Origin of the sequence: Pseudomonas sp. P5_152 (assembly GCF_033989915.1) — a bacterium.
In the GTDB taxonomy this organism is placed as follows: domain Bacteria; phylum Pseudomonadota; class Gammaproteobacteria; order Pseudomonadales; family Pseudomonadaceae; genus Aquipseudomonas.
In genome coordinates this window covers 1,947,944-1,961,621 of record NZ_JASFAH010000002.1, presented here as the reverse complement: position 1 = coordinate 1,961,621, position 13,678 = coordinate 1,947,944, and the positions used below count along the sequence as shown (strand labels likewise).

The 13,678-nt window shown below is 60.0% G+C and carries 17 protein-coding genes; 16 read left to right on the top strand and 1 reads right to left on the bottom strand.

Translation table 11 applies throughout. From position 1 onward, the window contains the following. Positions 1 to 40 precede the first annotated feature (40 nt). Positions 41 to 589: a glycine zipper 2TM domain-containing protein gene (locus QMK50_RS08805; protein ID WP_095166060.1), complete on the top strand. Its 549-nt coding sequence runs from the start codon at positions 41 to 43 to the stop codon at positions 587 to 589. Positions 590 to 730: 141 nt separating this feature from the next. Here the strand turns inward: QMK50_RS08805 and suhB are convergent, their stop codons facing one another. Continuing rightward, on the bottom strand, positions 731 to 1,549 hold the full coding sequence (gene suhB, locus QMK50_RS08800) for an inositol-phosphate phosphatase (RefSeq protein ID WP_003185165.1): 819 nt from the start codon (positions 1,547 to 1,549) through the stop codon (positions 731 to 733). Positions 1,550 to 1,694: 145 nt separating this feature from the next. Here suhB and trmJ point away from each other — a divergent pair, with 145 nt between their 5' ends. The 15 genes from trmJ to ispG all read left to right on the top strand — a co-directional run bounded on the left by trmJ (position 1,695) and on the right by ispG (position 13,668). Further along, positions 1,695 to 2,465 carry a tRNA (cytosine(32)/uridine(32)-2'-O)-methyltransferase TrmJ gene (gene trmJ / locus QMK50_RS08795; RefSeq protein WP_159997807.1) on the top strand — a complete coding sequence of 257 codons (771 nt, stop codon included), beginning with the start codon at positions 1,695 to 1,697 and terminating at the stop codon, positions 2,463 to 2,465. 2 nt (positions 2,466 to 2,467) lie between these two features. Next, positions 2,468 to 3,244: a serine O-acetyltransferase gene (cysE, locus tag QMK50_RS08790; RefSeq protein ID WP_095166057.1), complete on the top strand. Its 777-nt coding sequence runs from the start codon at positions 2,468 to 2,470 to the stop codon at positions 3,242 to 3,244. A gap of 266 nt (positions 3,245 to 3,510) precedes the next feature. Next, complete coding sequence (gene iscR, locus QMK50_RS08785) at positions 3,511 to 4,002, top strand: Fe-S cluster assembly transcriptional regulator IscR (RefSeq protein WP_095166055.1); 492 nt, start codon at positions 3,511 to 3,513, stop codon at positions 4,000 to 4,002. 50 nt (positions 4,003 to 4,052) lie between these two features. Then, complete coding sequence (locus tag QMK50_RS08780; RefSeq protein ID WP_095166053.1) at positions 4,053 to 5,267, top strand: IscS subfamily cysteine desulfurase; 1,215 nt, start codon at positions 4,053 to 4,055, stop codon at positions 5,265 to 5,267. An 89-nt stretch (positions 5,268 to 5,356) separates the two neighbouring features. Further along, complete coding sequence (iscU, locus tag QMK50_RS08775) at positions 5,357 to 5,743, top strand: Fe-S cluster assembly scaffold IscU (RefSeq protein ID WP_003443374.1); 387 nt, start codon at positions 5,357 to 5,359, stop codon at positions 5,741 to 5,743. A 34-nt stretch (positions 5,744 to 5,777) separates the two neighbouring features. After that, positions 5,778 to 6,101, top strand: a complete 324-nt coding sequence (gene iscA / locus QMK50_RS08770; protein ID WP_003227904.1) for an iron-sulfur cluster assembly protein IscA — start codon at positions 5,778 to 5,780, stop codon at positions 6,099 to 6,101. An 8-nt stretch (positions 6,102 to 6,109) separates the two neighbouring features. After that, positions 6,110 to 6,631, top strand: coding sequence for a co-chaperone HscB (gene hscB / locus QMK50_RS08765; protein WP_095166052.1), 522 nt, complete (start codon positions 6,110 to 6,112; stop codon positions 6,629 to 6,631). A gap of 51 nt (positions 6,632 to 6,682) precedes the next feature. Next, on the top strand, positions 6,683 to 8,548 hold the full coding sequence (gene hscA, locus QMK50_RS08760; RefSeq protein WP_320332961.1) for a Fe-S protein assembly chaperone HscA: 1,866 nt from the start codon (positions 6,683 to 6,685) through the stop codon (positions 8,546 to 8,548). Beyond that, the gene (gene fdx, locus QMK50_RS08755) at positions 8,548 to 8,889 is read left to right on the top strand and encodes an ISC system 2Fe-2S type ferredoxin (RefSeq protein ID WP_095166049.1); all 342 of its coding nucleotides are present in this window, start codon (positions 8,548 to 8,550) and stop codon (positions 8,887 to 8,889) included. The genes hscA and fdx overlap by 1 nt, the downstream gene beginning before the upstream one ends. Positions 8,890 to 8,903: 14 nt before the next feature. Beyond that, positions 8,904 to 9,104 carry a Fe-S cluster assembly protein IscX gene (gene iscX, locus QMK50_RS08750; RefSeq protein WP_008084655.1) on the top strand — a complete coding sequence of 67 codons (201 nt, stop codon included), beginning with the start codon at positions 8,904 to 8,906 and terminating at the stop codon, positions 9,102 to 9,104. Positions 9,105 to 9,192: 88 nt separating this feature from the next. Then, positions 9,193 to 9,618, top strand: a complete 426-nt coding sequence (gene ndk / locus QMK50_RS08745; protein WP_007916882.1) for a nucleoside-diphosphate kinase — start codon at positions 9,193 to 9,195, stop codon at positions 9,616 to 9,618. Between the two features lie 28 nt (positions 9,619 to 9,646). After that, positions 9,647 to 10,795 carry a 23S rRNA (adenine(2503)-C(2))-methyltransferase RlmN gene (gene rlmN / locus QMK50_RS08740; protein WP_320332960.1) on the top strand — a complete coding sequence of 383 codons (1,149 nt, stop codon included), beginning with the start codon at positions 9,647 to 9,649 and terminating at the stop codon, positions 10,793 to 10,795. Positions 10,796 to 10,807: 12 nt separating this feature from the next. Next, entirely contained in the window at positions 10,808 to 11,566 is a 759-nt protein-coding gene (pilW, locus tag QMK50_RS08735) for a type IV pilus biogenesis/stability protein PilW (RefSeq protein ID WP_095166045.1), read from the top strand. Then, positions 11,566 to 12,555: a RodZ family helix-turn-helix domain-containing protein gene (locus tag QMK50_RS08730; RefSeq protein ID WP_320332959.1), complete on the top strand. Its 990-nt coding sequence runs from the start codon at positions 11,566 to 11,568 to the stop codon at positions 12,553 to 12,555. Before pilW ends, QMK50_RS08730 begins: the two co-directional genes overlap by 1 nt. Before the next feature lie 3 nt (positions 12,556 to 12,558). Next, the gene (gene ispG, locus QMK50_RS08725) at positions 12,559 to 13,668 is read left to right on the top strand and encodes a flavodoxin-dependent (E)-4-hydroxy-3-methylbut-2-enyl-diphosphate synthase (RefSeq protein ID WP_159997799.1); all 1,110 of its coding nucleotides are present in this window, start codon (positions 12,559 to 12,561) and stop codon (positions 13,666 to 13,668) included. The last annotated feature ends 10 nt before the right edge of the window (positions 13,669 to 13,678 follow it).

The window sequence follows — 13,678 nt, the reverse complement described above, 5'->3', positions numbered from 1 at the left end:
AGCGCGGGCATGTCCCGCATGTGATGGTCAGGAGGTTCATGTGAACAAGTCGTTGCTGGTTGGTGCGGTATTGGGTGCTGTCGGTGTGACTGCCGGGGGTGCTGTTGCCACCTACAGCCTGGTAAAAAGCGGCCCTGAGTATGCGCAAGTACTGGCCGTTGAACCGGTCAAGAAACAGATCAAGACTCCACGTGAAGTGTGCAAGGACGTGACCGTGACCCGTCAGGCGCCGGTCAAGGATCAACACCAGATCGCAGGTACCGTGGTCGGTGCGCTGGCCGGTGGCCTGTTGGGTAACCAGATCGGTGGCGGCACCGGCAAGAAGATCGCCACGGTCGCTGGTGCGGTAGGTGGCGGTTATGCCGGTAACAAGGTGCAGGAAGGCATGCAGGAGCGTGACACCTACACCACCACGCAGACCCGTTGCAACACGGTCAATGACATCAGCGACAAGGTCGTAGGCTACGACGTGCGTTATTCGCTTGATGGCAAGGAAGGCAAGGTGCGCATGGATCGCGATCCAGGCAACCAGATTCCGGTCAACAAGGAAGGTCAGTTGGTCCTGGGCCAGAACGAACCGGCTCAATAAAGGGTTCGGATTAAAAAAGAAGCACCCTGCGGGGTGCTTTTTTGTGCCCGCGATCCATGCACCGCCGCAATCCCCTGTAGGAGGGCAAATGGCAGGCATAAAAAAAGCACCCCGCAGGGTGCTTTCTCTGTCGCTGGAAGCTTAGCGTTTCAGCGAGGCTGGCAGGTGCGGCTGGATGGCCGTCAGGACTGCCTTGAAGCATTTGGTGTTGCCGGCAACGATGTGGCCTTTTTCGAGGAAGTCGTGACCGCCGGTGAAGTCGCTCACCAGGCCGCCTGCTTCCTGGATCAGCAGGGCGCCTGCAGCCATGTCCCACTCGGACAGGCCCGACTCCCAGAATGCGTCGAAACGGCCGGCGGCGACGTACGCCAGGTCCAGGCTTGCGGCGCCAGCGCGGCGGATGCCGGCAGTCTGGCCAACCAGGGCGCGGAACATGCCCAGGTAGTTGTCGAGGTTGTCCATCTGGTCGTCACGGAACGGGAAGCCAGTACCCAGCAGGGCGCCGTCCAGGCTGGTACGACCGCTGACGCGCAGGCGACGACCGTTCAGTTGGGCGCCACGGCCACGGCTGGCGGTGAATTCTTCCTGGCGAACCGGGTCCAGGACCACGGCGTGTTCCAGGCGACCACGGTATTTGCAGGCGATGCTGACGGCGAAGTGGGGGATGCCACGCAGGAAGTTGGTGGTGCCGTCCAGTGGGTCGATGATCCACAGGTACTCTTCGCCTTCGATACCGGTGCCGGCGTGCATGCCGGTCTCTTCGCCGAGGATCGAGTGGTTCGGGTAGGCTTTGCGCAGGGCGTCGACGATTTTCTGTTCGGCCGCGCGATCCACTTCGGACACGTAGTCCTTGGCGTCTTTTTCATCGACCTTGATGGTATCCAGGCGCTCGATGGAGCGGAAAATCAATTCACTGGCGCTGCGGGCGGCGCGCAGCGCGATATTCAGCATGGGCTGCATGGATGTGTCACCTAAGGTTGTTAAAGAAAGCCGAGCATTCTAGCAGAAAGTTTCTACAGGTGAACGACGACGTTTGCTTTCGTAGCTTAACTTTAGGATGAACTGTAAGATTTGCGACCAAATTCCCTGTCAGAGAGCGCCTCCCTTGCTGCAGAACATTCGTGTCGTCCTGGTCAATACCAGTCATCCGGGAAACATCGGTGGGGCTGCGCGTGCCATGAAGAACATGGGGCTGTCGCGCCTGGTGCTGGTGGAGCCGCGGCTGTTTCCCCATCACGAGGCCGATGCGCGGGCTTCGGGTGCCGGCGATATCCTGGAAAACGCACAAGTGGTCGCCACCCTGGAAGATGCGCTGGTGGGCTGTAACCTGGTGCTTGGTACCAGCGCGCGCGATCGTCGCATTCCCTGGCCGCTGCTCGATCCGCGCGAGTGCGGGACCAAGGTGGTCGAGGAAGCGGCGTCCGGTGCCGAGATTGCCTTGGTGTTTGGTCGTGAAGATTCCGGCCTGACCAATGAAGAGCTGCAGCGATGTCATTATCACGTGCACATTCCTTCGGACCCTGAGTTCAGCTCGCTGAACCTGGGGGCCGCGGTGCAGGTGTTGAGCTATGAGGTGCGCATGTCCTGGTTGGCCGCGCAAGGCCAGCCAAGCAAGGTCGAGAAGGAAGAAGTGGCGTCCACCAAGAGCGGTGAGCTGGCGACCATGGATGAGCTGGAGCGATTCTATGAGCACCTGGAGCAGACCCTGGTGGCCATCGAGTTTCTCGATCCGGAAAAACCGCGGCACTTGATGGCGCGCCTGCGCCGGCTGTACGGACGAAGCTCGGTCAGCCGGGCGGAGATGAATATTTTGCGTGGCATCCTCACGGAAACCCAGAAAGCGGCCCGTGGTGAGCTCCTTAAGCGGAAGGATTAATGATGTTCGAGCGTTTGCGTGAAGATATCCAGAGCGTTTTCCACCGAGACCCGGCGGCACGTAATGCATTCGAAGTGCTGACCTGCTACCCGGGCATGCACGCGATCTGGATTCATCGCCTGTCGGCGGCGCTGTGGGGCTGGGGCTGGAAATGGCTGGCGCGGTTGGTATCGAACTTCGGTCGCTGGTTGACCGGGATCGAGATTCACCCGGGTGCCAAGGTCGGCCGACGCTTCTTTATTGATCACGGTATGGGCATCGTCATTGGTGAAACCGCCGAGATCGGTGATGACGTGACGCTGTATCAGGGCGTGACCCTGGGCGGTACCAGCTGGAATAAAGGCAAGCGCCACCCGACGCTGGAAGATGGTGTGGTGGTGGGTGCCGGCGCCAAGGTGCTGGGGCCGTTCACCGTGGGGGCGGGCGCCAAGGTCGGCTCCAATGCGGTGGTGACCAAGGCGGTGCCGGCCGGTGCGACTGTGGTCGGGATTCCAGGGCGGATCATCGTCAAGTCCGACGACGAGCAGGAGGCCAAGCGCAAGGCCATGGCCGAGAAGATCGGATTTGATGCCTACGGTGTCGGCGAAGACATGCCTGACCCGGTGGCACGGGCCATTGGTCAGTTGCTCGACCACCTGCAGGCGGTGGATGGTCGTCTGGAAGGGATGTGCGGCGCGCTGAAAGACCTCGGCAGCCCTTACTGTGCCAAGGACCTGCCTGAGTTGCGCGAAGAAGATTTCGCCTGTGTGAAAGACAAGGATCAGACCCAGGCCAGCTAGACCGAGTCGCCCCCATCGCGGGCGAGCCCGCTCCCACAAGGTCTTCGGTGATACACAGCCTGTGTTAGCACCGAAAATCCCTGTGGGAGCGGGCTTGCCCGCGATGAAGGGTAGCGCGGTACTGCTGGCTGTAACCCGCACGGCTTTGCTATGATACGCGCGCTCTTTTGCAGGTAAACCTGACTAAAGTACTAGGTCTTATAGTTGACTTAAATACTCGGGAATTGCATACTCCTCCCCATCCCGAAACTCCGCGGTAATTGTCCATGCGACTGACTACAAAAGGCCGATACGCTGTCACCGCCATGCTTGACCTGGCGTTGCACGCGCAGCATGGGCCTGTGTCCCTGGCTGACATTTCCGAGCGCCAAGGCATTTCCCTGTCCTACCTCGAACAGCTTTTCGCCAAGTTGCGCCGCAGCAACCTGGTTTCCAGCGTTCGTGGTCCTGGCGGTGGCTACCAGCTGTCGCGTGACATGCAGGGGATCCAGGTTGCTCAGGTAATCGACGCGGTAAATGAATCGGTTGACGCTACCAAGTGCCAGGGTCTGGGTGATTGCCACGGCGGCGATACCTGTCTGACCCACCACTTGTGGTGTGATCTGAGCCTGCAAATCCACGAATTTCTCAGCGGTATCAGCTTGGCTGATCTTGTCACTCGCCGTGAGGTACAAGAAGTAGCCCAGCGTCAGGACCAGCGTCGTTGCAACAGCAAGTCGCCGCGCCTGGACAAGATTGAAGCGTCCGCCGTCGAATGACAGCCAAAGAGCTAGCGGCACGCCAGCCAGCCTGATTTAGGAGATAGTCCATGAAATTGCCGATTTACCTTGATTACTCTGCGACCACCCCGGTTGATCCGCGTGTCGCGCAAAAGATGAGTGAATGCCTGCTGGTCGACGGAAACTTCGGTAACCCGGCGTCCCGCTCCCACGTGTTCGGCTGGAAAGCCGAAGAATCGGTCGAGAACGCTCGTCGCCAGGTCGCCGACCTGGTCAACGCCGACCCGCGTGAAATCGTCTGGACCTCCGGTGCCACCGAGTCCGACAACCTGGCAATCAAGGGTGCGGCACATTTCTATGCCACCAAAGGCAAGCACCTGATCACCACCAAGATTGAGCACAAGGCTGTCCTCGACACCATGCGCCAACTGGAGCGTGAAGGTTTCGAAGTGACCTACCTCGAGCCGCGCACTGATGGCCTGGTGACTCCGGAAATGATCGAAGCTGCACTGCGTGACGACACCATCCTGGTTTCGGTCATGCATGTGAACAACGAAATCGGCACCATCAACGACATCGCCGCCATCGGTGAGTTGCTCCGTTCCAAGGGCATCCTGTTCCACGTCGACGCCGCACAGTCCACTGGCAAGGTCGAAATCGACCTGCAGAAGCTGAAAGTCGACATGATGTCGTTCTCCGCCCACAAGACCTACGGCCCTAAAGGCATCGGCGCACTGTACGTGAGCCGCAAGCCGCGTGTGCGCATCGAAGCGACCATGCACGGTGGCGGTCATGAGCGTGGCATGCGCTCCGGCACCCTGGCCACTCACCAGATCGTCGGCATGGGCGAAGCCTTCCGCGTAGCCAAGGAAGACATGGTTGCCGAGAACGTGCGCATCAAGGCCCTGAGCGACCGCTTCTACAAGCAGGTCGAGCATCTGGAAGAGCTGTACGTCAACGGCAGCCTGACCGCCCGCGTTCCGCACAACCTGAACCTGAGCTTCAACTACGTTGAAGGCGAATCGCTGATCATGGCGCTCAAGGACCTGGCGGTTTCCTCCGGTTCGGCCTGCACCTCGGCTTCGCTTGAGCCTTCGTACGTACTGCGCGCCCTGGGCCGCAACGACGAACTGGCACACAGCTCGATCCGCTTCACCTTCGGCCGCTTCACCACCGAAGAAGAAATCGATTACGCCGCGCAGAAAGTCTGCGAGGCCGTTACCAAGCTGCGCGCTCTGTCGCCGCTGTGGGACATGTACAAAGACGGCGTCGACATTTCGAAGATCGAGTGGGCGGCACACTGATATATAAGTCGCCGCACACGGGTCCTGTCTTGAAATTTCGGTTTGCAGGGCCCAAAGAGCGACTCTCTGATGAGTGAGGATTAAGAATCATGGCTTACAGCGAAAAGGTCATCGACCACTACGAGAACCCGCGCAACGTCGGCAAGATGGACGCGGAAGATCCTGATGTCGGCACCGGCATGGTCGGCGCCCCAGCGTGCGGCGACGTGATGCGCCTGCAGATCAAGGTCAACGAGCAAGGCATCATCGAAGACGCCAAGTTCAAGACCTACGGCTGCGGTTCCGCCATTGCTTCCAGCTCCCTGGCCACCGAGTGGATGAAGGGCAAGACCCTGGATGAAGCCGAGACCATCAAGAACACTCAGCTGGCTGAAGAACTGGCCCTGCCGCCAGTGAAAATCCACTGCTCGGTACTCGCTGAAGACGCCATCAAGGCTGCTGTTCGCGACTACAAGCAGAAAAAAGGCTTGATCTGACTTTCAGGTTTTGGCGACGAGTAAGGAGTCAACGATGGCTATCAGCATGACAGAAGCGGCTGCTCGACACGTGCGACGCTCCCTCGACGGGCGCGGCAAAGGTGAGGGGATTCGCCTGGGTGTTCGCACCACGGGCTGTTCCGGCCTTGCCTACGTGCTGGAGTTTGTCGACGAAGTGGTGGCAGAGGATCAGGTGTTCGAAAGTCACGGCGAGAAAGTGATCATCGACCCGAAAAGCCTGGCCTACCTGGACGGCACCGAACTCGATTTCGTCAAGGAAGGGTTGAACGAAGGCTTCAAGTTCAACAATCCCAACGTACGCGGTGAATGTGGCTGCGGCGAAAGCTTCAACATCTGAGGCTTGTCGTGGGTACTCCTTGTCATTTCGCTTTATTTGAGCTGCAACCGAGCTTCAACCTGGACCTCGACCAGTTGGCTACGCGCTACCGTGAGTTGGCGCGCGGCGTTCATCCGGACCGCTTTGCTGATGCTTCCGAGCGTGAGCAACGGCTGGCGCTAGAGCAATCCGCGAGCCTCAACGAGGCCTACCAGACGCTCAAGAATCCCCCCAAGCGCGCGCGTTACCTGCTCGCCATGGGTGGTGGTGAGTTGCCGCTGGAGGTCACGGTGCATGATCCGGAATTTCTTCTGCAGCAGATGCAATGGCGCGAAGAGCTCGAAGACCTGCAAGACAGTGCCGACCTGGCCGGGGTTGCGGTATTCAAGCGCCGCCTGAAGGTCGCCCAGGAAGAACTGAACCAAAGCTTCGCAGCTTGCTGGAACGATGCCGCGCAACGCGAACAGGCCGAACGCCTGATGCGGCGCATGCAGTTCCTCGACAAGCTCACCTACGAAGTGCGCCAGTTAGAAGAGCGCCTCGACGATTAACCCAGTGCCGCCTCGGTCGCACGCCTGATATACAGATAAGTCCTGATAACGATGGCCCTACTGCAGATCGCCGAACCCGGCCAAAGTCCTCAACCGCACCAGCGTCGTCTGGCTGTGGGGATCGACTTGGGCACTACCAATTCGCTGGTCGCTGCGTTGCGCAGTGGTCTTTCCGAGCCGCTGGCCGACGCTGACGGGCAGGTCATCCTGCCGTCTGCCGTGCGCTATCACGCAGATCGCGTCGAAGTGGGCGAGTCCGCCAGGCTGGCTGCTGCTACCGACCCGTTGAACACGGTGCTGTCGGTCAAGCGCTTGATGGGTCGTGGTATGTCCGACGTCAAGCAGCTGGGCGAGCAACTGCCGTACCGCTTTGTCGGTGGCGAGTCGCACATGCCGTTCATCGACACTGTTCAAGGGCCGAAAAGCCCGGTCGAAGTCTCCGCCGACATCCTCAAGGTCCTGCGTCAGCGCGCCGAAGCGGCGTTGGGTGGTGAGCTGGTGGGCGCCGTGATCACGGTTCCGGCCTACTTCGACGATGCCCAGCGTCAAGCCACCAAGGATGCGGCCAAGCTGGCCGGCCTGAACGTGCTGCGCTTGCTCAATGAGCCAACGGCTGCGGCGGTCGCCTACGGGCTGGACCAGCACGCCGAGGGCCTGGTCGCTATCTATGACCTGGGCGGCGGCACCTTCGATATTTCGATTCTGCGCCTGACCGGCGGTGTGTTTGAGGTCCTGGCTACCGGCGGCGACAGCGCCCTGGGTGGCGACGATTTTGACCACGCGATTGCGGGTTGGATCATCGAGAGCGCGGGCTTGTCCGCCGACCTCGATCCGGGCGCGCAGCGTCAACTGTTGCAAACCGCCTGCGCGGCCAAGGAAGCATTGACCAATGCCTCGTCGGTCGAAGTGGTCCATGGTGTCTGGAAAGCCGAGCTGACCCGTGAAGCCTTTGATGCGCTGATCGAGCCAATGGTCGCGCGCAGCCTCAAGGCCTGCCGTCGTGCCGTGCGTGACTCTGGCATCGAGCTGGACGAAGTGCACGCAGTGGTCATGGTCGGTGGTTCCACCCGCGTGCCGCGGGTGCGTGAGGCTGTCGCTGAGGCGTTTGGTCGCCAGCCGCTGACGGAAATCGATCCGGATCAAGTGGTGGCCATTGGTGCTGCGATCCAGGCCGATACCCTGGCGGGGAACAAGCGTGACGGTGGCGAACTGCTCCTGCTCGACGTGATTCCGTTGTCGCTGGGGCTGGAAACCATGGGCGGCCTGATGGAGAAGGTGATTCCACGCAACACCACGATCCCGGTGGCGCGCGCCCAGGACTTCACCACTTACAAAGACGGCCAGTCGGCCATGATGATTCACGTGCTGCAGGGCGAGCGTGAGCTAATCAGCGATTGCCGCTCCCTGGCGCGTTTTGAATTGCGCGGGATACCGGCCATGGTTGCCGGTGCGGCGAAGATTCGTGTGACCTTCCAGGTCGACGCCGACGGCCTGCTCAGCGTTTCGGCGCGCGAGCTGGGTTCGGGCGTCGAGGCGAGCATCCAGGTCAAGCCATCCTACGGCCTGACCGACGGCGAAATTGCCCGCATGCTCAAGGATTCGTTCCAACACGCCAATGACGACAAGGTCGCTCGCGTCCTGCGCGAGCAGCAAGTTGATGCCCAGCGCCTGGTCGAGGCGGTGCAGGGTGCCCTGGAGGCTGATGGTGAGCGCTTGCTCGACGCCGAAGAGCGCATGGTTATCGACCTGCAGGTGCAGGAACTGATCGAACTGATGAAAGGTACTGATGGTTACGCCATCGAGCAGCAGACCAAGCGTCTGTCGCAAGTGACCGACGCTTTTGCTGCCCGTCGCATGGATCAGACGGTGAAAGCCGCTCTGTCGGGGCGCAATCTGAATGAAATCGAGGATATCTGATGCCGCAGGTCATTTTTCTGCCACACGAGAAGTTCTGCCCGGACGGCATGGTTGTCGAGGCTGAGCCCGGCACCTCTATTCTCGAGCTGGCCCACGAACACCACATCGAGATGGAAAGCGCCTGCGGCGGCGTCTGTGCTTGCACTACGTGTCACTGCCTGATTCGTGAGGGTTTTGACTCGCTGGAAGAGGCCGACGAGCTGGAAGAGGACTATCTTGATCGGGCCTGGGGTCTGGAGCCTGTGTCCCGCCTGGCCTGTCAGGCTATAGTGGGTGAAGAAGACATCACCGTCGAAATCCCGAAATATTCGCTTAACCATGCGGCTGAAGCGCCGCACTGACTGGTAAGACTGTCATGAGCTACGGTTGGAATGATGTTCAACGCATTGCAGAAGAGTTGGCCGAGGCCAAGCCGGGCGTAGACCCGTTTTCTGTCAATTTCGTCGATCTGCAGCAATGGATCAAAGAGCTGCCGGATTTTGACAATACCTCTGGTCGTGTTGGCGAGAAGGTGTTGGAAGCGGTTCAGACGCTCTGGGCTGAAGAATTGGACTGATCGTCCCCGCAGGTTAGGCAATACCCAAGAACCCGCGTATAATTCGCGGGTTTAATTTTTCGCAAATTACCGTTTCTGGAGTTACACCATGGCTGTTCAACGTACTTTCTCCATCATCAAGCCTGACGCTGTTGCAAAAAACGTTATCGGCGAGATCACCACTCGTTTCGAAAAAGCTGGCCTGCGCGTTGTAGCTTCGAAACTCAAGCAACTGTCCAAAGCCGAAGCCGAAGGCTTCTACGCTGAGCACAGCGCTCGTGGTTTCTTCGGCGACCTGGTTGCTTTCATGATCTCCGGCCCGGTTGTTGTACAGGTTCTGGAAGGCGAAAACGCTATCGCTCTGAACCGTGAGCTGATGGGCGCTACCAACCCTAAAGAAGCTGCTGCCGGCACCATCCGCGCTGACTTCGCTGACTCCATCGACGCCAACGCTGTACACGGTTCGGACTCCGAAGCCGCTGCTGCTCGCGAAATCTCGTACTTCTTCGCAGCTACTGAAGTAACCACTCGCTAAGCATTGGCTTAAGAGTGAAGGTGAATCCATGACTACATCGACTGCTAAAACTAACCTGCTGGGTCTGACTCAGCTGGAAATGGAAAAATTCTTCGACTCAATCGGGGAGAAGCGTTTCCGTGCCGGTCAGGTAATGAAATGGATTCACCACTTTGGCGTCGACGATTTCGACGCCATGACGAACGTCAGCAAGGCCCTGCGCGACAAGCTCAAGGTCATTGCTGAGGTCCGTGGTCCCGAAGTGGTCAGCGAGGACATTTCCAGCGATGGCACCCGTAAGTGGGTGGTGCGCGTGGCGTCCGGCAGCTGCGTCGAGACCGTGTACATTCCCCAGGGCAAACGCGGCACTCTGTGCGTTTCGTCCCAGGCAGGCTGTGCCCTGGATTGCAGTTTCTGCTCCACCGGCAAGCAAGGCTTCAATAGCAACCTCACCGCCGCCGAAGTCATCGGCCAGGTGTGGATTGCCAATAAATCGTTTGGCAGCATCCCGGCGACCGCCGACCGTGCCATCACCAACGTGGTGATGATGGGCATGGGTGAGCCGCTGCTGAACTTCGACAACGTCATCGCCGCCATGCACCTGATGATGGACGACCTGGGCTACGGCATTTCCAAGCGCCGCGTGACCCTGTCGACCTCCGGTGTGGTGCCGATGATCGACGAGCTGTCCAAGCACATCGACGTATCCCTGGCGTTGTCGCTGCACGCACCCAATGACGCATTGCGTAACCAATTGGTGCCGATCAACAAGAAGTATCCACTTAAGATGCTCCTCGAGTCGTGCCAGCGCTACATGTCGTCCCTGGGCGAAAAACGTGTGCTGACCATCGAGTACACCTTGCTCAAAGACATCAATGACAAGGTCGAGCACGCGGTGGAAATGATCGAGTTGCTCAAGAACATCCCGTGCAAGATCAACCTGATCCCGTTCAACCCGTTCCCGCACTCCGGTTACGAACGGCCGAGCAACAACGCTATCCGGCGTTTCCAGGACCAACTGCACCACGCTGGCTTCAACGTCACGGTGCGCACCACCCGCGGCGAAGACATCGATGCCGCCTGTGGTCAATTGGTCGGGCAGGTGCTGGATCGCACCCGTCGTAGCGAACGTTACATTGCTGTGCGGGAATTGAACGCCGACAGCGATCTGGCGCAAGACGCTGCGAATCGTACCTAAGAGAGGATCTCTATGTCCCTGCGCGTTGCGCTGCTCCTGCTGTTGGCCAGCCTCTCGGCTGGCTGCGTCTCATCGGGTGATTTCGATCCAATGAAGACCAGCAAGGGCCGTGACGAGGCGCGAGGTGCCTATGTGCAACTGGGCATGGGCTACCTGCGCCAGGGCATGACCGAGCAGGCGAAAGTCCCGCTGCGCAAAGCCCTCGAGCTCGACAGCAGTGACGCCGATGCCAACGCCGCCCTGGGGCTGGTGTTCCAGGCAGAAATGGAACCGGAACTGGCCGAGCAGCACTTTCGCAAGGCCCTCGCGGCCCGCCCGGGCGATGCGCGTATCCTCAATAACTACGGCAGTTTTCTCTATGAAGAGAAACGCTACAAAGAAGCCTACGAGCGCTTTCAACAGGCCGCTGCCGATAGCCTTTATCCTGAACGTTCGCGGGTCTTCGAGAACCTCGGCATGACGGCCGCGATGCTCGGTCAGCGTGATCTGGCCCGGCAACAGCTGGAAAAAGCCCTGCGCCTGAACCGCCAGCAACCGCGGGCCTTGCTGGAAATGGCTGAGTTGTCCTTCGAAGACAGGCATTATGTGCCCTCGCGTGACTATTACGACCGTTTTAGCCTGCTCGCCGAGCAAAATGCACGTAGTCTATGGCTCGGCGTTCGGCTGGCCAGTGTGTTCGAAGATCGCGACAAGGCTGCCAGTCTGGGCCTGCAATTAAAACGACTCTATCCCGGTACGCCGGAATATCAGCAATACCTGTCGGAGCAATGATGAAAGCGGCGCATCCCGAAGTTGTAGCAGCGACTCGCGTAAACCCCGGAGAGACCTTGCGTCAGGGCCGCGAAAGCAATGGTTGGTCGTTGGCTGAAGTAGCGGTAAAGCTCAATCTCACCGTGATTTCCCTGGGTAACCTGGAAGCTGGCGCGTTCGACAAGTTGCCAGGGCATACCTTTGCCCGCGGCTATATCCGTACCTATGCCAAATTGCTCGGCATGGATCAGGCCGTCCTGGTTCAGCAATTCGACCAGCACACCGGCACCGACGCCCAGGGCAGCAACGTCCATAGCCTGGGACGTATCGAGGAGCCCAGCCGTATTTCCCATACCATCCTGCGCATTGTCAGCCTGCTGTTGCTGATTGCGGTCGTGGGCGGCGGTTTTGTCTGGTGGCAGGATCAAACCTCGCTGCGCACCAAGGACCTGATCGGCCTGAACCCCGAGCACGTCGAAGTCGAAGGCGCCGACGGCACTACCCAGATCCATCCGCTGGACGAGCCGGAAGACCAGGCCGTCGTCCAAGCCCAGACCGAAAGCACCACTCCACTGGCCTTGCCTGAAGGTGCCTCCGAGGCCCCAGCCGCGGAAACTGCCCAGGCCCCGGTGGCAACACCTACCGCGCCGGTAGTTGCGACGCCAGTTACCCCAGCCGCACCTGTAGCCCCGGTGGCTCCCGTGGCACCGGCTCCTTTGGTCAGCGCTCCGGTGGCGCCTGCCCCGGTGGCAACCGCGCCGGTGGCCGGCTCTGGCCAGGTCCGTATCCAGTACGTGTCCGACTGCTGGACGCAGGTCTCCGACGGCAACGGCAAAGTGCTGTTCAGCGGTCTGAAACGCAAGGGCGAGACCGTCGATGTCAGCGGCAAGCCACCCTTTGCTGTCCGCCTGGGCTTTGCCCGCGGCGCGCAAGTCAGCTACAACGGGCAAGCAGTCGATGTAGCTCCGTTCACCAGTGGCGAGACTGCTCGCCTGAAGTTGGGTCAATAAGTCATGCACGGCGAATCTCCAATCAAACGTCGCGAATCCCGCAAGATCTGGGTCGGTTCGGTACCGGTGGGCGGTGATGCGCCTATCGCTGTGCAGAGCATGACCAACAGCGACACCAACGATGTTGCTGCCACCGTGGCCCAGATCAACCGTCTGGAAGCCGCTGGCGTCGACATCGTGCGGGTTTCCGTCCCGGACATGGACGCTGCGCAAGCCTTCGGTCGGATCAAGCAGTTGGTGAAGGTGCCGCTGGTGGCCGACATTCACTTCGACTACAAGATCGCCTTGCGGGTCGCTGAACTGGGTGTCGATTGCCTGCGGATCAACCCGGGCAACATCGGTCGTGAAGATCGCGTGCGTGCGGTGGTCGATGCCGCCCGCGACCGTGGGATCCCGATCCGCATCGGGGTCAACGCCGGTTCCCTGGAAAAAGACCTGCAAAAGAAATACGGCGAGCCAACGCCAGCAGCGCTGGTGGAGTCGGCCTTGCGCCACGTCGAGCACCTTGAGCGCCTGAATTTCCAGGACTTCAAGGTCAGCGTGAAGGCCTCCGACGTGTTCATGGCCGTCGAAGCCTACCGCCTGCTGGCCAAGGAAATCGTCCAGCCGTTGCACCTGGGCATCACCGAGGCCGGTGGATTGCGTTCAGGCACAGTGAAATCCGCGGTGGGCCTCGGTATGCTGCTCGCCGAAGGGATTGGCGATACTATCCGCATCTCGCTGGCCGCTGATCCGGTCGAGGAAGTGAAAGTCGGCTACGACATCCTCAAGTCCCTGCACCTGCGTTCCCGTGGCATCAACTTCATCGCCTGCCCGAGCTGCTCGCGGCAGAACTTCGATGTGGTCAAGACCATGAACGAGCTGGAAGGGCGCCTCGAAGATCTGCTGGTGCCGCTGGATGTCGCGGTCATCGGCTGTGTGGTCAACGGTCCTGGCGAAGCCAAGGAGGCCCATATCGGCCTTACTGGCGGCACGCCGAACCTGATCTACATCGACGGCAAGCCGGCGCAGAAACTGACGAATGACAATCTGGTGGATGAGCTGGAACGGCTGATCCGCCAGAAAGCGGCCGAAAAGGTCGAAGCCGACGCAGCGCTGATCGCTCGCGGCTGATCAAACGAAT